Source organism: Rudanella paleaurantiibacter, from assembly GCF_009184635.1.
GTDB lineage: Bacteria > Bacteroidota > Bacteroidia > Cytophagales > Spirosomataceae > Rudanella > Rudanella paleaurantiibacter.
Map to the genome: position 1 here is coordinate 227,493 of NZ_WELI01000005.1, position 20,754 is coordinate 248,246.

The window sequence follows — 20,754 nt, forward strand, 5'->3', positions numbered from 1 at the left end:
ACACGAACCCTCATGGCAAGACCTAAAAAAGTTGGGCTGGAGTACTTTCCTCTCGATTGTCAAATGGACGACAAGATCCTGATGCTCGAAGCCGAACACGGTATGGAAGGCTTCGGCGTTTATGTCCGTCTACTGCAGTACTGCTATCAACAGGAAGATGGAAAACTCGATATGTCGGTAGTTTTCCGCTGGAAAACCCTCGGAAAAACCCTCGGAATACCTGCGGAAAACCTGCGGAAAATGGTCGATACCATGTTGGAAATCGATCTTTTCGACCGAATGACCTTTGAGAACGAGCAAAAACTAACCTCAAACGGCATCCAAAAACGTATCGACAAGGTTTCTGCACTCCGGCAAAAAGAGCGTTTACGCAAGTCTGAGGCCGATTCTAAGCCAGAAAACGAGTTATCCGCTGGAAAACCGGACAATTCCGCCCGGAAAAGTGCACAAAAGGAAAGAGATACTAACGTATCTCTAAAAGGAAAGAATACTTCTTCTGCGCCGGATGGCGCTTGCGGTTCTGATGAACCCAAAGAGTACTCGCTAACCCACAAAATACGGGGACTGGTTGAGAAGGAAGTCCAGGGCTACTACTGGACTGCTAAAGACGCCAAACACGCCCAACAGCTGGGCGATAAACTCAAGGCCTCATATACCTCCACCCGCAAAAGCGAGCCTACAGACGATGACCTGCTCAAATCCCTCTTGACGATTCTCAAAAATTGCAGCCAGTTGGGGCCCTACTATCAGTTCCACGGCATTCCGCAGCTCAACGAACGCTACAATGCCATCATTGCCGAAATCAAGAAAATGCATTCCGGCAAAAAGTCGGGCGCTTCGCCCAGGGCCCGGCACGATGCCAAACCTGATTAACCCATGAAGCCATACAAGAAACTCCGGCCAACGCCCAGTCTGAGCATTCGCCCCCCCGAATTTGAGGCTACCGTAGTGCATGCCCTGCAATTAACCTCACCCCTCCGGGACCAACCCGAAAAACGAATCAAAACCGTTGAAGCCCTTTTAAAACGTTACTTATGAGCTTGCTGCTGGAAAAAACCATACTGAACCAATGCCTTACCGTGATCGGGGCCAATGAGGAAGTAATGGCCATTCTCAAAAAGCCCGAAATATTCAGTGTCCCCGATTACCAGCGAGTGTACGAGGCTGTCTGCACTCTGAGTCGTGCCGGCACGGAGCCCGACGTTATCGCCGTCAACAACTACCTTCTCCAGAAGTACGGTAACCATTCCGACATGAGCAAGACCGGCGACCTCCAGCGCAACTGGCTCGACATTCTGCTGGAACTAACTGACTTTAGTGACCGGGTAACCGGAGCCCTCTCCCATCACTGCTTTTTACTGATCGAGCAGGCCATGTGCGCCAGTATGCAGCGGGTCTTTGTCAGTGCGCTTACTCAACTCCAGTTGCCTGGAGCCGACCCCCTGAAAGTGATGGATCAGGTCGGCACCCAGTTAGAAACCTATCAGGGTCGGCTATTGGAATTAAAGGGAGAACCATTTTCAAAAGCACTGGAGCGTGTTTCCAAAGAAGTAGAAGAAGCAGGCATCCGAGGCGATGCCATCACAGGGATTCGTACCGGACTACATCAACTCGACGCCTATCTCAAAGGGCTGCACCCGGCTACGCTCACCATACTGGCCGGGCGGCCAGCTATGGGAAAAACGGCCCAGCTCTGCCAAATGGCTTACAACATCGCCTATGTTCAGCAGATACCGACGGCCATCTTTTCGCTGGAGATGTCTAACGACCAGCTTGCCCGCCGATTTCTGGCCATGGGTACACACTACAAAAACGCCGAGATTCTTTCTGGTTTATCCGCCGACCGGCCACTCGATTTACAACGGGTGTTTGCGGTAGCTGATCAGATCGGACAATCCCCCCTTTACGTGCGGGATGATGTGTATGATCTGGATAGTCTGAAGACCGAGATAAAACGACATGTTCGTAAACATGGGGTTCGGGTGGTCTTCATTGACTACCTACAACTCATTGAAGCGAAGGCCCCCAACCGGCGCGAGATGACTGGTAAAGTGAGCCGAGGGCTCAAGCTGCTGAGTAAAGACCTCAAAATACCAATTGTGGCACTGGCTCAGCTGAGCCGGGATGTTGATAAACGCGAAGATAAGCGGCCGGTCAAATCCGACCTGAAGGAGTCGGGCGATCTGGAGCAGGACGCCGACAACATCATTTTTCAGTACCGAGATTCCTACTACGCGGAGGCCGGATCATTCAGCCGGGAGAATGAGCTGGAGAACATTGTTGCCAAGAACCGCAATGGCTCTACCCATAAACAGGGCGAATCAATCTTATTCTGGCTCGACCTCCCCACTAACCGAATGGCAGACCGTGAACCATCGGCTTTTTGATCATTAATAGAAAAACTCAAACAAACCACATCAATAGCAGGAGTTGAGCAACTTCGCGCTATAATCCAGAAAAAACTTCAAGAGTCGTACTATCAACTGATAGGAGCTTTCCTATCCAATTTACAGTATTTATGAAAACCATTTAATTTGCATTAAAAAACAATATGGGTGATCTACAGAGAGTAATATTAGTCTACGATGATCGTACCGAAACGGTAGAGGGCGATGCCCTGGAGAGGTTCAAGACACTATCTTTGTTTAAAAAATCCCCGGTGCAAGAATCTCCTGCGTCAGCCGATTTACCGCTACGCAAAGACGAGGCATCCGCCCGTCTCTATCACAAACTCCGGTTGAATTATGCCCCTAACCCAGAAGAACCCTTCTCCCTGCTCGACTGTACTCGAAATGGTTTGACCCTTGCAGCATTCATGCAGCTTAGAGGGGTGGGTATGCATTTAGTCAATGAGCTGCAAACCTTGTATGAGCGTAAAGGCATCCGATTACCCTCCGGGAATGATAACTGATCGCCATCTTTAGCTCACTATTCAAACTATATGATTTTACGATACCTACTTTACACTGACCCTTCCCGAGAACAGACCATTCAGATCGGAGAAGATATACCCAACCAAGACCAACCCCATACACCCTACGGGGGCGAGATTGTCGTTGAGGGGCAGACCTATATCATCGCCAATATTCCCTATGTGAAGATGATACCTCACCCGGTTTATCCTGATTCACATGCTGGTATCTTACAGATATTTTTGGCTCGGCCAGAGCAATGGTCCGATTTTCCGATGTCAGAAGCCGTAAAGCTAATTCATGAAAACAACTTGAAGAAACGACAAAATTAAATACCGCTCCAAATGGCAAAGCGACTCCGGAAAGAGTAGAGATGGTTAACGAAAAATAACCCCTGCACCCGACATCGAACTATGTCGGGTGCAGGGGTTATAAATATGTTGCTTTACAGCAAACCGCTGGTCACGAATACCCTGGCAATTACTGGCTCTACGGCGAAACTGTTAACCCCGTAATACCGGCCGCAAATCCATCCAGCAGAGCCGCTTTGTAGGCCGGGCACTGTATGTTGTAGGGTGGGAAATTACCATCAATAATATTTTGTATGTTGTTCTGAACGGCTGGATCACTTAAAATGAAGCTGGTCAAGATGTTTTCATTCGTGCTAATGATCCCGGTACCAGAGAATTTGTAATCGAAATGATACATTGTTTGGGGTACAATAAGCTCATAATAGTAATACCCCGAATCCAAATACCCTGACGACTGGTACACCATTCCTTTTGATACCAAAACGGTTTCTTGTGTGTACACGGGTCCCCACTGGTAACCATACGTAGTTTCAGCCAAATGGGCGTATTGGCCGCGCAGGTAGTTTCGTAAGCCGACCCCTCTGTTTCGCCCATCGTTGTAAACAGCCACCTGTTGCTCGGGCGTCAGGCTACAATTTGGATTCGAATAATCCAGCGTGTAGGGATCAATTACCGCTTGAGAATATGCTTTGGAAAGTCCAATGAGCAGCATCAGCATTAAGGTTAGTAAAGGTTTCATAGTTAATGGTTTGGTTTTTATTTACAAGGTATTTACTTATTTCAATATAAAGGTTTGATCTTAAAAATACTACCCAATCGGTTCCCCCTGGTACACAGATATGTTAAACAAAAAACCCCGACCTCAAAGAAGTCGGGATTTATCCCTTTTTTCATTTTAACTTATCCTTATTGCCACAAAGGCAACCCATCATACAGGGTAGCCTAGTCAAGTTTCTGAATCATTCGGAGGGTAAAGCTGATACTTTCCAGTAGTTGGTCAGAGCCAGCATCACCCGCTCCCACTCCTCCAGCGTTTCGGGTTTCTGTAGGTACGAGTTAACCCTTCTTTGATACGACGCCTGTACTGTTTGATGATCATCCCGAAACGACAGCGCAATGATGGGCATCAGCCGGGTATTCGGATAACTCCGAATCAAATCCACCAGCGCAAGCCCATTCATCTCGCCCTCCAGCATCAAGTCCAGTAACAGCAGGTTATAATAAGGCTTGACAGCCCTTTCCAGATGGGTAATTAACTCTTCCCGGCTCCCCGCTACATCCAGGACCGTAGCCGGATCAACTTTTTGCAGGGTATACCTGACGACATGCACGGTATCAACGTCGTCATCAACCAACAGAATACGCAGTTGGGGCTTGGTAGCCATATCTTTACTTACAATCGATCTGGAAAGAGAATCACCAGTAGTTCACCTGCTTGTAATGAAGAAATCCGTCTTCACCTTCGATGACGGATTTGCTCACATTAACACTTAAAGATTAAACACCAATGAATGGTGGCCGTAAAACTACGAACAGTTACTCAATATTTACTACTGAGTAAGTAGAATTAATTTATTGGCCAATAATCAACTTTTTATCTATAGATATGGCCAACATTTAACAAAAACCTAATTTCTATACATCCAAGCCCCTATACTTTTGCGTAAGTTTGAAACTACGCTATGCGCAAGTACGACATTTACTGTGCTGCCGGACGATCCTACTGGGGGTGTGCCAATGAGGTGGATGGCAAGTTTGAGATTCTTTGTGAGGAAGGCCTCTTTGCATACGCCGAGCTGACGGGAGAGCACCTGTGTGTGTATAAGGATAACGAACTGGTACAGTATTCGATCGAATACCGAGCAGAACACCGTATGGATTTTTTCAATCTGGATGGCGTGCTTGTTGCCTACTGGCTCCCCCGGCTCAACGTGGGGGTGGACGGAGCCGAACCAAGTAGTTTGCTTACACTAACCCATAATAAAAACACTTACATCCCACGACTCCTTCCGCCTTAGAAACCTCTTCCGTCAGCAAAAAGAGAGCGCCCGGATAGGCGCTCTCTTTTTATAAGTCTCGTTTTTCCGATACTTTGGTTTACGCCAAATTACGTCAATCCAGTTGTATGAGAGCGGTGCCAGTATTCGAACAGACACCTTAAGTTCTCCATCATTTGCTCAATGTAGCCACACTTTTCAACGTAGGTGTAAGGAGTAATATAATCCTCCTCCCCCAGCTCAGCGCGCGTTACGGCCGACGTCCAATAAACCACAGGAATCGTACGCCATGAAGCTTGAACACTTAAATCCCGGCGAAGTCGACTGCCGCATACCTCCTTACTGGCCACCTCAGCTAAGACCAACCAGGGCAGACAGTGGGCCTGTTGAATCACGCTCAGAGCCTGCTCATTCGTCTCACAATACACCACATGGCAACCTAAATTCATTTTCCTCAGCAAATAGTATAGAATTTGCCGATCGTCCATGTCCGCATCCAAAACAAGTATCCAATCCTCCTGCATGACATACACAATAGTATAAGTATAAACACTTATAACAAATATAATATCTACTGCAAAATAGGCTTTAATTTGTTAATTAAAATGAAGTAAAAATGCTTAGTGTATAAATTAGGCGTGTATTGCCCGGCTCAGCACTTTCTCCAGTTGAGCTTGTGTATATTTCGCTTTGAAGCTTCGCTGCAATACACTGAAGGATTTATGCCAGTCTGCGTTGATAGGCTGTGCATAATCGTCAACACAAAGAACCAGCGGCAAACCTGACCGAACCCACTTCTCATCAATTTTGCCCTGACAATCAATAAATTCACTACCAAAGCGGTGGGGATACACCGCCAGAATAATCAACAGCGGCTTCTCTATAGCAGTTTGCAGATACACCTTAAGCTCTTGAGCCGACTCAAGGCAGCGTAGCGTATACTGTGGCGCAACTCGTTGCAGATGAATCGCGAAAATGAGATGTTCATCTGGATCTTCATCGACGAAAACAATTGATGCAGAAGAAGACATTAGTCGTACGTGTTTGGCATTTCATTTATTTACCGAACTAAGGTACGCACTCATAAAAATGTATATATATTCTATTAATTTTAAAGACTGATAATTTAGGTTACGGTAATATTTTGGTATTGTCAAATTTGCTCTCATATTCGATTAACTATATATTCTATTAAAAAGTACTATAATTTATATTTACAAGTGTTATAATTTACTCAAGTATATCTTAATATATACGCGAATAGCATTTATCAAAAGTAGCTGGCAAAGCCTGATGTCCCTGATGTCAGGTTTTCTTGTTTCAACTCTTCTTCTGCAAACACCCCCATCAGTTAAGGTGACCGCTACCTGCCCACACACAAAAAACGCCCGGCTCAATACGACCGGGCGTTTCGATTACCTTCCTACTGTACGTTCATTCTACACCATTGTCTTCGAATAGCTCCGCCACGGCCTCCTTGCTCCGGGCGAGCAATGCCACCCGGTCATCGTAGCCGTTTGGCAGTCTCCGCTTCACTCCCGGACGGGGCACACTGCCCTGGTTGATGATCTGCGAAATTGCCAGCACGTCGTCAGCATCCGCCCGCGCGTTCAGTTTCCGGGTGTTCCAGTAGTACAGGGCCGAAACCAACGCCCAGCGTGGCTCTTCCAGTAGCTCAGGGTTCGCCACCACGTCCACCCCGAACCGTTTGCTGAAGGCGGTATAATTCGCCCGGCCGGTGAGCTGAATCAGCCCCCGGCCCTTGAACCGCACGCCGTCACCCGGTTCTGTGTTTCCCAAATCCTTCCGTCCTTCGTAAGTCTCCCCGCTGGCGTACTCCTCAACCGCCCGCATCCGGTCGGATTCGTGGAGGATTTGAGCCATGAAGTGACTCAGCCGCAGGTACGTCGTTACCCGGTAATACGGTAGCAGCTCGTTGAGCGGCTCCACGAACTGGGCCGCGTGTCGGGCCGATGCCCCGCAGGCAGTTAGTATGTCGATGGTAAGCGGCTTCATATTACAGGGCTCCCATTCGTTTCAATTCCTTCCGTATCGCCCGTTTACGCCCCCAGCCCAAAAAGCGTTTGGTCAGAGCCTCCGTTTTCAGCCAGCCGACGAGAGCCTCGTGCCGGCTTCGCACTTCAACCGACTGCCGTAGCGCAGCCGCAATCCGGTTATCCGACAGCCGCTCCAGTTCTGCAATCCGACTGTCCTTCGCTGTCAGTAAGCGCCTGCCCACGGCACGGGTCGAGTCCAAGACATGCACGGCACGGGCATGTCGGCGCTTCCATTCGGTGCAGTCCTGCCCCATCACCTGCATCGCCATCAGCAGGGATATTCCCATCAGGGCCGTACGCTTTCCAGTTCGTTCCATGTTCGTTCATCGTCTTGTTCACTTTGTGATTTGGGTACCCGTACCGGCTCAACTGGCACGGCTTCGGGTTTAGGCGCAATCGGGCTTTTGACCCGGCCCAGATACACCGTCACGCCATACACCACCAGCAGAATACCCAGCAGGTAGGGCGCATACCGAATGGAGCGCAGCCACGCACTCCGCTGGCCGGGTTCGCCTGTTCGTACGGCCAGATACCCCTGCAAAACCGTCCAGCTGCTTCGTACCAGCACGTACCCCAGCCAGCAGAGCACCGACACCTCCAGCAGCACGGGCACGTACGTGAAGGCCAGAAACAGGGCTAAGTAGATCAGAACCGGCGGAATCAGCCGCAGGGCCTGCGTGCCTATCTTCCCCGACATTTGGGCCACCTCCGTATAGGTGGCTACGATACTGAGCAGCGCAAGCCCAGCAATGAAAAACGCAAGCATATCTTATGGATTGTTAGGTGGTTTACTCTCGTCCTTGGCGTCCAGCTTGGCATCAATCATGTCCATGATCCGGCCACTAACCCGCTCCCGGTTGCGGGCAACCAAATCCAGTGCCCAGTTGCCTGAGTAGCCGCATATCGGAGCCAAACCATACAGAATGATCGTATTTGGCTCTTTCCAGCCTATAACAATCAGCAGCAGGGCAGCCCCACCCACCGCACCCGTAAACCATTCGGTGACGGCCCGGCCGGGGCTAACCGCTTCTTCCCGAAACCCGCGCGCGGTGGTACCGGCAATGATGCCCAGCGCGTACCAGAGTTCGGGCGGTACGGCCGCTAACTGTTTGAGTAATTCGTTCATTGTGTTTCGAATATGGTCGGGAGCAATCGACCGAGTGGGATAATTCGACTATAAGGCAGCGAGTACCCTCCTGCTACACCGTCAGATAGCCCGAGTATATTCTGCCTCCGCGCGCCACAAACGTATGGGTGCCCCCCACAAGGTTCAGCGTGACCGTTTCCCGCTGCCCCGGTGGGAGCATCGACAGATACACGTACGAGCGTTCGTTCACCAGCCGACCCAGCAAAAACAGACCCTGCCCGGTGTTTTGCAGCCGATCCACGAGGTAGTCAGCAGGCACCACCCCGTTTACGGCCGTAGACCCGTGCCAGTTCGTGCTATGCGCCCCCCATGACAGTTCATCGCCCGTTTTCTCCCGGCACTTACTGTACATGTGCCCCGCCAGTAGCGGCAGGTCATAGCCGCTTTGCGGGTTGGCCGGAAAGCCGACAGCGGCCTCGGTGTAGAACTGCACCGAGGGGTAGCGGGTCCGCGGTGGGCCCGAGTACTGCATACCGACCTGACCCTCTGCAATCACATTGTCCGGGTTGGAGCCAAACCGCTCGGCCGACTCCCAGGCAAACAGGTGATAGCCCAATGAGAGGGCGTACACCATGACAAATATCTGCATGGGGTAGCTGTACTGGGGGAAGGTGGGCCGGGTAACGGTGCCCCCGTCCGATGTCTGGTAGGTGTAGGTTACGCTATACTTCGTTTCGCCCAACGTCTCCTGATAACCCGGAAAGAAAATAGCCATGTGCCGGTGTGTGATGCCAGCCTGCGCTTTGGCCTTGCTGTCCACCTCGAAGTTCAGGAGGGCGAGCAGCGTGGCCCGGTTCTTATCCTGATCCCCGGCATCGTACCCTTTCACGCAGCCCGACCGGTGGAGGTAGAACGAACGCGAATAATACCCGTCGCCAAACAAAGGATTGTTCCGCGCGACCTGCAAGGCCGAGCCGGTGAGAGCCGCCCGTAGTTGGCCCGTATCGTTGAACAGCAAGGGGCCGAGGTTGAGATGCCCCGCATACTCCCCGTAATACTCGGCTCCTCCGCCCCAGCCCCGCACGAGCTGGGCAATCCGCTCACTCATCCAACCGGCCTGTGGGGATGCGTTCCACTCGCCAATACCCATCCCCTTCGTTTTTACCTGCCCGTTCTCGATGAACGTACCCCAGACCGCGCCCCCCTGCTGCCCGTCGGTATCGTGCGAGAGCCGCTCCACGATCTCCGTGGTAATGCGTTTGGCGCGAGGGGTTGAAAACATACCGCCGAGCTGACTGTCGAGGGCCTGTTTGGTCCAGCCCGGATAATTCACCCCGCCCGCCGACCACGGGATCGGTACGACCGGATCACCCCCCATTGCCGCAAACAACCCACCCCCCGCGTCGATGGTGGCCCGCTCGTCCCAATTCACCGTCACGTCTGGGCTACCCGCATTCTGGTAGTTGAGAGTAATGCCCTTCGCTTTGTGGGCCGCATTGGTCCGGTCGGCCCGCCGGTAGATCAGGCACATGTCCTGACCGGGTTGGAGCGTGAACGGCTCCCCGAAATCGACGTAGGAGGTGATGTACCCCCACAGCAGGGCCGGAGCCCGCCAGATACCGTTTAGCGTTGCCATTAGGGGTAGACGATTAGTTGTTGACAGGCGTACTCACCATTCAGGGCTTTGGTCGATGACCACTCCACCAGCAGCGGTAGGCCGTCTCGCTCGAAGAACACCGTACTGAGTTGGTTGTAGCTGATCCAGCTCCGTTCGTTCTCGCCCAGCTTGCCGTTTCCGTCGAAGCGGTAGAACCCATAGCCCGGATTGGAGAGGTTCGAGAGGCCGAACTCGTCCGATGTCGGCCCGGCCACTACCTGCACGTTCAGTTTAGCCAGGTTGGTCGAGAAGCCCACTTTGCTGCCCGTTGGCGCGGTGGGTTTGGTCCACGTACCCATTTCGGTGATATACCCGCATGAGTCGGTACGGAACCACTTAAACGAGGTGGTGGTGGGTCCGCCCGTTACATTCGTATCTGTATCGGCTATGTCATACACATGCAATCCCGCTTCAATCGGATAGAGTGAATTAGCTGTATCCGGGTTTCGACTACCCCGCACCCGCACCCCTACCGCCAGCGTAGCCGACGATGCCGCCACCGGCCAGAACGCAATTAATTGCCCACCCGTGGGGTAGCCTTTCAATACTTCCTGCTGCGCTTCCTGTAGGCTCACAAACGAACGATTGCGCCATGAGCCATCCTGAGCGATAGGTGTTGATTGGCTGTAATTCCAGTAGTTGTGAGCAATGAAGGCGTGCGTAGCCTCCGCCGAAATATCCCGGTAATCCGAGCAGCCCTGCACCACGAGGGTTTTGGCCACCGACACCGTTTCGCTACTGCCTCCCCCCGTACTGTTCACGGCGGGGGTGCTGGTTATATCCTCGAAGCTCACAAACTCAAACTCCCAGCCCCGGCCCGATACGGGCGTATTTTCAGGGCCGTACTGCTGAATCGACAGCTCATTGATCTTACCCGTCCAGCCCGGTGTACCAGCCAGCGGAATAGCGATAGTCTGCCAGCTCGTCGAGGCCGTGAACGCTTTGGCTTGCCCGGCGGCATCGCCCGGCGACTGACCCGCCCGTGTCCACTGTACATGGAGGGTGGTGGGCGTATTAGCCCCCGTAAGCCGCATCCGCACGTAAAGCGTACCCATATCGCTCGCGTTATACTGCCCCTCGGGCAAAAACAGGCGCGGTTGGGCGTTGAGGTGGGTAACGATCAGCGCGCCCGTCTCGCCCTCATCGGCCAGATAGGCGTTATCGGTCGAGCAGTTTTGCCAGCGCGTGTAGCCCCTGAAATCGAGCCGTGGGCGCGCATCGGGCCGGGAACCGGTATAACCTGCTGCATACTCGCGTACGCCCTCCGGGTTCGCTGACATGACCACATCGAACGTGCCGTAGAATACCCCATTGCGAGGCAGGTTCCGCCGTACGACGTTGTTCCAGTAGATGACGTTGCTCGTCGGGTTGGCCCCGTCCACGATCTGCCGACCGGCAATCGTCCAGGCATGAGGCCCCACGATGCCGAGCCAGTTGTCACCCGCCCCACCAGCGGCCCAGTTCTCGCCGAGGGGCCGGGTGGGTTGCTCCACCTGCGTGAGGTTCACGGTCGTAATACCTCCGCCCGTCCACGGCTGCTCACCGAGGTAGAAGGCGAGGTTTGGGTACGGCATTTCCAAATGCACACAGGGAAACTCTTGCCCCTGACCGGCGTAATAGCCCGTATCCGGTACGGCATCCTTCGAGCGGTCCACCGTGATCCGGTACCAGCTCCGCAGGCCCTCCCGGCCGTTCACGGTTACCAGACGCGTCCACACCTCGTAGAACACCCCGCAGAGGTAGCCATCGAGCGGGAAGTTGAGGAGCTGTACTTTGTGGTAGCTTGTCTGGGTGTTAGAATCAAACCCGTAATCCAGAATGAGGCTACCGGTGTCACTCCAATCCCCGCCCTCATTGGGGTTGTAGGATGCACCACCCCATACCGGTGGCTTCGTGTAGCCCGGTGGGTTGGGGTTCTGCATCCCTGAGCGGAGGGAGATCACCACCTGCCGACCCGTGTCGAAGTTGTTGACCATGTTCGAGCGAGTTACCCCGCCCACCCGGCGCGCACCGAACGAGATGGCCCCGCCCTGATCGAGCCACCGCTCATACTGCCCCTGCTGCCCCGTGAACACCACGCGCCCGTCGGCCGGAGGAATCGAGGAGGGTGGGATGCTGTAATCGAAGCCGTAGGGCAGCGTCGTACCACCCCCTCCGCCCCCGGTGGCCGTGGCCTGATAGGTCAACCCAAACTGTCCGTTGTTCGGCCCGCGCGGAGTACCGTAGAGCCTCCGCGTGATCGGATCGAAAAACATGCCCGGAGGCAGAGAGCCGAGGAGCCCATGCGAGAGCACGCCCGATCCACCCACCCCAGCCGGGAGGGTAAAGCTGTAGGGTAGCCCGACCACCGCAGCGGGCAGGGTAAACGAGGGTATGGTGAACTGGCCACCCGACCCCGCCGAGTTGACCTGCAGGGTGAACAGCGAATCTACCTGAGCCACCCCGTCCGATACCCGATAGGCACGATTGTAGTTGGAAGCCGTGGTCGGTGTACCTGAGAGCGTGCGCGTCGATTGGTTGAATGATAGCCCCGGAATAGCCCCGCCCGTAATGGCATAGGTGAGCGGGTCATTATCGGGATCGGATGCGGTTGGGAACGTGTAGCTGTAGGGTTGGCCCACCACCGCAGGCGGTACCGAAAAGCCCGGCACGACGGGCGGTTGGTTGCCTCCTCCGCCCGTGGTGAGCGCCACCTCACTATTGGTACTACCGAGGGCGATAATACCCGTAATGGACTCCGTGGTGAGGGTTTTCCGGCGAATCGTTATCCGCCAGTTGCCCTGTGTAATCGCAATGCCACCCGCAAACGCAGGCGGATAGATGTAGCGCCGGTTATAATTGCCCAGCGTGAGACTGTACTGCCCCGTTACAAGCGTGCGCCAGGTGTCAGGGTTCGGCCACGTCTGCCCGCTGAGGGGTTCGAGTAGCACCTCAAACTCATCATTGGTGATCGACTGCACGAAGGCCGTCACCGACTGGGTATTTGTGTCGTAGGTGTAGGCGGCACTCCACCCGGGCGTAGCCGTACCGGCAATGGTGAGCTGAAACTGGGTACTCTCCGAGAGGCCCATAATATCCGTTGCTGTCACACCGACCTGATACACGCCCGGCGTAGATACCGTACCGGTAATGACGCCCGTACTCGCCGAAATACTCAGGCCGCTCGGCCCATCGAGCGAATACGTAAGCGGGTGCCCGGTGGGGTCGGTGAAGTAGCCACCCACCGGTATGGTGAACGCCGTGGTGGGCGTACCCGACTGGGGCGGAATAGGCGCTACACTCACCCCCATCGCCCACTTTAATTGGCCGAGCGACATCCGGACGTATTCTTTGGTCGTGTCCGACTCCACCAAAACGCCAAACGTCCGGTTTTGCAGGTCGGCATTGTCCAGATTCCGCGTATTGAACGCATAGAACCGGTCGGCCGCAATGGACCGCCCTCCGCGTACACTCATCCGGTCGGACTGAATCCACATCTGGGGCGGGAACGTGTCAGGGCTGCCCGAATCAAAGACGAGCGTAGCTCCGGCGGGAGCATCGACTACGGGAGCCGCGTCGAAATTGGCCGCGTAGGCGATCTGCTGCCCGTGTACGCTCAGGTTCGTGGTCGAAAAGCCGGAGCTACCTACCCCCCACACCGATACCGACCCGTCAGCATGTTGAAACGCAGCCAACCGCGTCGACACGTTCGGCCCCCGCAGGGTGTACGAATAGGTCAAGGCGGCCCGATTGGAGAGGAACAGGTCGATGTGGGTTTTGTTGGCCGACTCCCAGCCCCCGATAACCCCCGAGATATGTACACTGTCGTACGTACCCGCCGTATTGGGAGGCAGAGTACAGATATGTTTATGACCGGTAGCGGCCACCCATAGCTGCTCTACATGACGAGGTGTGGGTGGGGGGTTGTTTGCTCCATACACCGAGACAAACTCCGTCCAGCCGGAGCCATCATAATACCAACGTTTGCGGCTCATCATGCGCTGAGCGGCAAACATGGGCTCCCAGATTTCGACGGCCCAAAAGCCCGAAAACAGCGTGCCGTTGTCATGCACCATCCGCATCACAAACCACCACATACCCGTACTTTCCTCGTAATACGAGTACGGACCAGACCCAAATCGCGCATTGGGGTCGTACCGCCGAATCGTCTGGGTCGGCTCCTCGGTTCCCTGAATAATCGAGGGGGAGCCCGGTGTCAGGTACTGCCAGATCGACCAGGCATCGCCAGAGGAATAGCCTGACCCGGCAAAGCCGTAACAACTCCGCATGGCTACACTTCCGTACATGTCGGTGTAGGTCTGGGTAATGGTGTCCCGGCTTTGCCGCACATCAAGTGTACCCGCAGGAGATAAACGACGCGGTAAGGTGGTCACACCCCAGCCCACCGTTGATACCACCTGATACACGCCCGGTGTACGGACGTTATTCCAGTTGTCACCCGCATTGACCAGGCTAAACATGCGCCCAAAGGCCACGCCCGGCGCGCCCCCCGTCACCAGTCGAACCGGTGCCCCGATATTCACCACGGGCCCAACGCCCCCCCGGCCGAGGTACTCATACCCCACCGAGAGCGTACCGGCATTCACCGATGAGATCCGCAAAACCCCGTAAAACACGCCGTTCCCGTCCACGCAATGCACCACCATACCGGGCGTAAGGTAGGCCACCGTATCCACGGTCACCAGCCCCGTATCACCCACGGCCGTCACGTTCATTACCGAACCCGTCAGGGCCAGAATCACGGGCGCGGGTGCCCCGTCAGCTCCATCGCTCCCATCGGCCCCGTCCTGCCCGTCGGCTCCGTTCATGCCGGGCATCCCGGCCAGTATAAAACTCACCTCTGAGAGGTAGCCAGCCGACGGCCCGGCCCCCGATCCGAGGCATTGCAGCGTTACGCTCGTCCCCGAAATGGACAATACCTTGAACGTTTCATAGACCGGCTCCCCACCAATGGGCAAACAACCGAGCACCATACCGGGCGAGAGATTGGCCGCTGTATCGACGGTAACGGTATGGGTACTGTCCACCGTTGGAGCCTCGATACCATCCAGCCCCGTAGCCAGCACCACGGGGGCCGGTAAGCCCTGTTGCCCCTGTGGACCGCGAATGTCCACCGCCGAGGCCAGACTCCCCACCAGCCCCGTAGCTCCTACGTAACTGCCCGTTGCGGGCTTAGCCCCGGTGCCACCGGTCCAGTCGACCACCTGCAACACCCTCCGCTGCCCATCGGCCACTACACCGAGTTGCGGCACCCAGCCGTTTGTACCCGCTGTACCTGTTGCCCCTTGCATACCGACCCAGCCCGTAAGGGCGACCGTCGAGCCCGATGGTATGGACGCTACGGCCGCGTAGCCTCCGCCCGTGATGGGGGTGAGCAGCAGCGTTTTTTCCGACTCGCTTACTGAGTTGATTGTCCACAGCCCGTAGTACGTGCCGTTTTTGTGGGCCGTGATAGGTTGCCCCGGCGCAAAGCCATTCACCCGGTCGACTGAAATACGGGTGTAAATGCCCGCTATGCTGATGGAGTTGAACAGCGTCGTAGCCGTGGGCAGATCCACTTTAGCGGCTACCTGATCGGTAATCAGGTCAATAGCCACCTCGCCGAGCGTTTTCACGGCTACCCCTTCCGAGGTAGTAGCATCCACCCAGGCGGCAATCGAGGTGACCTGTCCCGCCCCGACGGTAGGCGGCTGGGAGGCTTGCAGAGTCTTACCCACCACGTCCACCGTTTCCGGGTCGGGTGGGATATACAGATCCTCATACTGCTCCTCCCGCCAGTCATCACCGACAATCCGCCAGAATACCCGGTAAGTAACCCCGCCCGTGATGGGCGAGCCGTCGCTTTTTGTAGTCCATTCGGGCAGGGTCTTGACGGATACGTCCTGAACCCCGGCAAGGGTCAGATCGTCCGATAGCGCGTACTCTATGTCGCCGGGTTGCTCGGTCGCTTCAAGTTTGTAGTGAATCATTACTGGGGTAGTGGTGTAGCTTTGAGGCCGATAAGTTTTTTTAGGACTGCACCAAGGAGCTTTCCAACCCCGGTAGTGCCAGTGGTCGTCGTGGTGCTACCGCTCCCACCACGCGGGGTGTAGTTGGGGGGAATAGGCACAGGCTGTGTAGTATCAGCGGGCTCGACGATAGGCACGAGAACACCGTCCGGAGTTTCATAGCTACCGCGAAACGTTTCATCAATGAGTGAAATTGGTAGCTCATGCAGAGTCACACGATTCAGCCGCATCCGCACATCCCAAGTCCACCGGGTTGGTATTCCCGCGTATGGCGGATTCATGTCAGCGACACTATACACTGACAGCGGCCCGGGTTCTCGTTGAGCAGGATTGGTCAGGTGTACCCCGCCGGTCATTCGCCGGGTCTTGGGCGACAGCCAACGCAGTAGGCTCCAGCCAGTCAGTTTCTGAAACCGGTCGAGTCGGCCGTTCAGTAACCACCGCTTAGTCGGTGTACCGTTCAGCCTGAGCATAGCCCCGTAGCGGAGCGCCTGCGGTGATGTAGTAGAGAGGGCAATCTGATCGCCGAGCACCATAGACAGCTCCTCCCGCCGTAGCCGGTCATTACTACCTACATTGGCCCGCACCGTCCAGCTCTCACCCTTTAGCGGGATTACCGTCCCATCATTCAACGATATACGAATGTCCCGGTAGGTGATTGACCGAACCCCGTTACCCAGCGAGGGTACAATAGGTTCGGCCGCAAAAAGATCAATACGAAGGGTATAGTTACCCGTACCTGGTACCGGCGAGGAGGTCAGGTCAAACGTTTCGCCCTTTGTGGGCCGGGCTTCCGTATTGCCGTTATTCTGCCACGTATTGACGAAAATAAGGGTCAGCGAACGAGCACCGATATAAGTCCGCCAGTTACCGTCCGATTGCAACCAGTATACCGTACCGTCGCTCATCGCTGCCGATACAGCCACTTTGGCCCCGGCCGTGAAGAAGTTGACGAACACGCCCGACAGCTTCAGGGTATGCACATCCGATTGAATATAGATTGCCCCGTTGCCTCTCCCCTGTGAAACGGCCGGCCGGGAACCACGAATCATGCTGATACTCTGCCGCAGGCTTGCAATTACCTCAAACTCGCCCGGTTGAGCTGGCAACAATTCCCCCGCGGAGGACTGCCCAAATACCCGGACCCGAAACGAGTTATCAGCTTCTCCGTCACCCTCAAACTGCACCGTTTTACCCGGCAACTGGTTAACTGTCCAGTTAGCGCCCTGTGATGAAAAATCGCCATTGCGTACCAGGTTGGTGGGATTACCGTAATCATAATTGAGGATAACGGTTTTTTTTGGCGCTACGATACCGACTGATGTGCTGGGCTCCCAACGCATGTCGCCCGTTCCGCCCGACTGGTAATTGTTAGGCTCAAGCACCAGCGCCGGAATGGCGACAATGGATGCGCTGTACTCGTGCCACTTCTGGGGCGAGGTTCGTGCGTCGAGCGAGAGGAAACACCAGACACCCCGCTGCTGCACCAGCACAGCGCCGAAATCCGTACACAGATTATCGAGTACCGTCTTACATGATTCGTAGGTACCGTCAGTACGCAGCCACCGGCGCGGGTCAATTTTGACGTATTGCAACGGATCAACCGTATCAGCCGGGTAGTCAGTACCATTCACGAGTATCGACTCCTCGTACCGACCCGTCCAGCTCCGTAGCGGTAAGGGGTAGCCTACCCATTCCAGACAATTGTAAAGTAATTCATGGGCCGTTATTGGCTCAGGATATGCCACCCGGCTCGGGTACCGATAGAGCGGGAAATCCTGCAATGAACCCAGACCGCAAGCGGCCGTCAAGGTCATAGCGTAGGGGGCCTCCTGATAGGGCTCTGTTGCATCGAACGGGTTGAGCCAACCCGAGGATATCGTTACAAACGAGTTATTCTGCTGCGCCTGCAACACAACCAGCAGATCGCGGTCATTATCGGCGTAGAATGACGCCAGATCGACCGTTTGGCAGATTACGCCGATACGAATCAGCTTGGCTTTTACGCCGATTAGCTTATCCTCAGTTTCTTCAATCCACGGCTCCCTACCAGCCGTCAGTTCGGTAACAGTACCCGAGTACCCTCTCCGGAAAAACTGAACGCGATACAACTGCCCCAGATCGGCCACGTCAGACGTCAGCGGACGTGCCCGGAACGGCATAGTATATTGTTGTCCGTAGCCCGCTATCATCCGTATATGTCGTTTTGGGTTTCGTCAACCTGTTGCAGCATCCACTTCATTTCATGTGCATTGGCCTTCACCTCAACTGGTGCAATGCGTACATCGACACTCCTGCGCCCAGGTTCTGCCGTCCCGTTGTGCATCATGCCGTAATCGACCAGCTCCCGACGAAACACCGACCCCATTAATTTCTCAGGCGTCGCGATTTCCTTGTTCCATTGAGCTCCCGGATACTCTGCAAAAAGACCAACACTGGGCGAATCGAAAACCCCGCCCGATGCGTACTTAGGCAAGCCGCTACTCATACCCGACTGCATCGAGCTTTGCATCGATGCCTCCAGCATGGCGCCCAGTGCTGTCAGGGCAATACCGGCCACGATAGCCCCGGCGGGGTTAGCCAAAAACGCTTTGGCGGCAATACCCGCCGTACCAAAAGCAATCATGGCTTTACCCATCTGCTTGGCCATCTGCCCAAATAGCCTCCCGATCATAGCAGGCAGTTCTTCCAGCGAACGAACTCCCATAAGCATACCGCCCAGCAGCTCCCCAAAGCCAGCCATGGCATCGGCGGCCGTTGTTTGCAGGATTCCCGATAGATTTTGCTGGAGTGCTTCGCCTGAGTTGGTTACCACCTCATTGGCTTTCCGCATGGCATCCTCAATGCTGCCACCACCCGCAATCACCGCATCGTAAATCTGATCAAACCGGGCCTTAACTATTTCCGCATCTTCGGCCATGAATGAGCGGTCAATGACCCGGTACGACTGCGCCTTTTGCGCTTCTACTTCTCGCCATTGCCGCAGGTGTTCTGCGCTGAGGTCGGGTTTTACGTTATTACGAAACTCCTCAGCGGTCGGCATCTTGGGCATCGTCCCAATCGGCCGTGTTTGACCCATTGACGTATCGCCGGGCCGGAAGTTGGCACCACCCGCCTGACCACGAAAACCGAGTAGTTCAGTAGCCACCCCGTCAGGCCGAATAGTAATTTCTAATTCAGCCCCCCGATTCTCGAAGTTTTGCCAGCTCTCATCGATCTCCTTGATTTGGGCATCAACGGCCGAGAAAGCCCGTTGCAACAGTTGCAACTCGGCCATGATCTTCGGGTTTTTTGAACCCGTCGACTGTATGTCATTAATACGGCCCTCTAACCGGTTTCGCTCAGTGACTAATCCCTCATAACCAGATTTAGGGACATAGACGGCTTTATCAGCTGCCTTATTACCACCACCTGTTTTAGCGTTTTTTAAGCGTGCAGCATTAATAGCCTCCTGTTTACGAAGCTCCTCATCTTCCCACTGTAGGTCATTCAGTTTTTGACCTGTCAGTTTATTGTACGACTCCAGCTCAATCGCCCGCTTTTCGCTGGCAGCATTGTAAGGCTTGGTGGCAATCGTGTTGACCATCTGCTGAGAGGTCTCCAGGTCGTCGCGCAACTTTTTAATCTCAGCCTGTCGCTCCTTGGGTGACATTGACCGGAAGCTGGAAAGGGCCTTATTACGCTCTTTTTGGTTGTACCCCTGTACAGCAGCGGAGTCCACTAACTCGCCGATAGACATTCGGCCTTTCAGTAGATCGGTAAACTCCTTCCACGATGTCGACTGAATAAGGTTACCCAATTGGCTTGTCATGTTGGCTAGCCCCGTCAGGATTGACCCGAAGAATTCATCAATAGCCAACTTGTTGTCTAAAGCCTTCAGTAATAGCTGAACCTCCGTGGTCACTTTTGACCAGCCCCCAGCCATGCCCTTAAGTCCGTTTTGCGCCGAGGCCCCGTAGGTTTTTTCGAGCTGCTCAGCCAGTTTGGGTAGGGCCACCGCTGACAACACCTGCCCCTGTTCGAGCATTTTACCCAGTTTGCTCTCGGAGACACCCAGCCCCTGGGCCATCAGTCGAAATGCTCCCGGTAAACGCTCACCAAGTTGCCCCCGTAGCTCTTCAGCCGACACGGTGCCTTTCGACATCATTTGCTGGAGCGCGAGCAATGAACCTTCGGTTTGCTCCGTGGTCAACCCCAATGCGGCCGATGCCTTTCCTACCGCCGTGAATATCTTTTCGGTTTGCGCCCCTTCGATGGCCGTATCGATGGTGGCCGCCTTCAGCCCGACGTAAGCTTTGGTGAGGGATTGATATTCGAGACCAAGGCTCTGGCTTGTTGCCTGAACAAATGCCTGAGAGCGATTAAAATCCTCCGTCGATGAGGATACCGCCTGTAAGCCACGCTCCAGCCGGTTGAGGTCACTGATAATCGTCAGGCCGCGCTTGGCCAACTCGAACGCCGAGTAGAGTCCCCCTAAACGGGTAATCAGCCCGCCGAGCGAGTTCATTGGCGCACCGAATCCGGCCGATAGTTGCGCCCCCATGTTACGAGCACTACGGCTCGCTCCGTTCATGTTACTCGACAACTGGCCGAGCGCCCGACTACCGGTCTGCTGCATCCGGCCTGCCCACTGAGACAGGTTTTGCGAGGCCCGGTTAAGACCCTGCGCAAAGGGCCGGTCGTCGAGCCCTAATGCTACTGATAGACTGCGGGCATCCATAGCTA

General features: G+C 54.8%; 16 protein-coding genes. 5 read left to right on the top strand and 11 right to left on the bottom strand.

The genetic code is table 11. The features are described 5' to 3' along the window. Window positions 1-12: 12 nt before the first annotated feature. From F5984_RS13135 to F5984_RS13145, 4 genes are all read left to right on the top strand, one after another. A complete protein-coding gene (locus F5984_RS13135) occupies window positions 13-873 on the top strand; it encodes a DUF4373 domain-containing protein (protein WP_152124728.1) in 861 nt (286 codons plus the stop codon). A 3-nt stretch (window positions 874-876) separates the two neighbouring features. Continuing rightward, entirely contained in the window at window positions 877-1,038 is a 162-nt protein-coding gene (locus F5984_RS26545; protein ID WP_185155507.1) for a hypothetical protein, read from the top strand. Beyond that, window positions 1,035-2,387: a replicative DNA helicase gene (locus F5984_RS13140; RefSeq protein WP_152124729.1), complete on the top strand. Its 1,353-nt coding sequence runs from the start codon at window positions 1,035-1,037 to the stop codon at window positions 2,385-2,387. The genes F5984_RS26545 and F5984_RS13140 overlap by 4 nt, the downstream gene beginning before the upstream one ends. Before the next feature lie 554 nt (window positions 2,388-2,941). Further along, window positions 2,942-3,244, top strand: coding sequence for a hypothetical protein (locus tag F5984_RS13145; protein ID WP_152124730.1), 303 nt, complete (start codon window positions 2,942-2,944; stop codon window positions 3,242-3,244). Between the two features lie 157 nt (window positions 3,245-3,401). Here the strand turns inward: F5984_RS13145 and F5984_RS13150 are convergent, their stop codons facing one another. Both F5984_RS13150 and F5984_RS13155 read right to left on the bottom strand, forming a co-directional pair. Next, window positions 3,402-3,962: a hypothetical protein gene (locus F5984_RS13150; RefSeq protein WP_152124731.1), complete on the bottom strand. Its 561-nt coding sequence runs from the start codon at window positions 3,960-3,962 to the stop codon at window positions 3,402-3,404. A gap of 220 nt (window positions 3,963-4,182) precedes the next feature. After that, window positions 4,183-4,608: a response regulator gene (locus tag F5984_RS13155; RefSeq protein ID WP_152124732.1), complete on the bottom strand. Its 426-nt coding sequence runs from the start codon at window positions 4,606-4,608 to the stop codon at window positions 4,183-4,185. Window positions 4,609-4,905: 297 nt separating this feature from the next. Between F5984_RS13155 and F5984_RS13160 the strand changes: the two genes are divergently transcribed. After that, on the top strand, window positions 4,906-5,241 hold the full coding sequence (locus tag F5984_RS13160; RefSeq protein WP_152124733.1) for a hypothetical protein: 336 nt from the start codon (window positions 4,906-4,908) through the stop codon (window positions 5,239-5,241). 611 nt (window positions 5,242-5,852) lie between these two features. On the opposite strand, the gene F5984_RS13165 is transcribed toward F5984_RS13160, so the two are convergent. The 9 genes from F5984_RS13165 to F5984_RS13205 form a co-directional block, all read right to left on the bottom strand. Beyond that, the gene (locus tag F5984_RS13165; protein WP_152124734.1) at window positions 5,853-6,251 is read right to left on the bottom strand and encodes a hypothetical protein; all 399 of its coding nucleotides are present in this window, start codon (window positions 6,249-6,251) and stop codon (window positions 5,853-5,855) included. A gap of 403 nt (window positions 6,252-6,654) precedes the next feature. Further along, window positions 6,655-7,236, bottom strand: a complete 582-nt coding sequence (locus F5984_RS13170) for a glycoside hydrolase family 19 protein (RefSeq protein ID WP_152124735.1) — start codon at window positions 7,234-7,236, stop codon at window positions 6,655-6,657. Window position 7,237: 1 nt separating this feature from the next. Further along, window positions 7,238-7,594, bottom strand: coding sequence for a hypothetical protein (locus F5984_RS13175; protein ID WP_152124736.1), 357 nt, complete (start codon window positions 7,592-7,594; stop codon window positions 7,238-7,240). Then, window positions 7,564-8,043, bottom strand: coding sequence for a hypothetical protein (locus F5984_RS13180; RefSeq protein WP_152124737.1), 480 nt, complete (start codon window positions 8,041-8,043; stop codon window positions 7,564-7,566). Before F5984_RS13180 ends, F5984_RS13175 begins: the two co-directional genes overlap by 31 nt. Window positions 8,044-8,046: 3 nt before the next feature. Further along, window positions 8,047-8,403 (bottom strand): hypothetical protein, encoded by a 357-nt coding sequence (locus tag F5984_RS13185; RefSeq protein ID WP_019986470.1) that lies wholly within the window; start codon window positions 8,401-8,403, stop codon window positions 8,047-8,049. Between the two features lie 73 nt (window positions 8,404-8,476). Next, the gene (locus F5984_RS13190) at window positions 8,477-10,000 is read right to left on the bottom strand and encodes a hypothetical protein (RefSeq protein WP_152124738.1); all 1,524 of its coding nucleotides are present in this window, start codon (window positions 9,998-10,000) and stop codon (window positions 8,477-8,479) included. Beyond that, window positions 10,000-15,990, bottom strand: a complete 5,991-nt coding sequence (locus F5984_RS13195; protein WP_152124739.1) for a putative Ig domain-containing protein — start codon at window positions 15,988-15,990, stop codon at window positions 10,000-10,002. The genes F5984_RS13190 and F5984_RS13195 overlap by 1 nt, the downstream gene beginning before the upstream one ends. Next, window positions 15,990-18,221: a hypothetical protein gene (locus tag F5984_RS13200; RefSeq protein WP_152124740.1), complete on the bottom strand. Its 2,232-nt coding sequence runs from the start codon at window positions 18,219-18,221 to the stop codon at window positions 15,990-15,992. The genes F5984_RS13195 and F5984_RS13200 overlap by 1 nt, the downstream gene beginning before the upstream one ends. After that, window positions 18,218-20,749: a tape measure protein gene (locus F5984_RS13205; protein ID WP_152124741.1), complete on the bottom strand. Its 2,532-nt coding sequence runs from the start codon at window positions 20,747-20,749 to the stop codon at window positions 18,218-18,220. Before F5984_RS13205 ends, F5984_RS13200 begins: the two co-directional genes overlap by 4 nt. Between the last annotated feature and the right edge of the window lie 5 nt (window positions 20,750-20,754).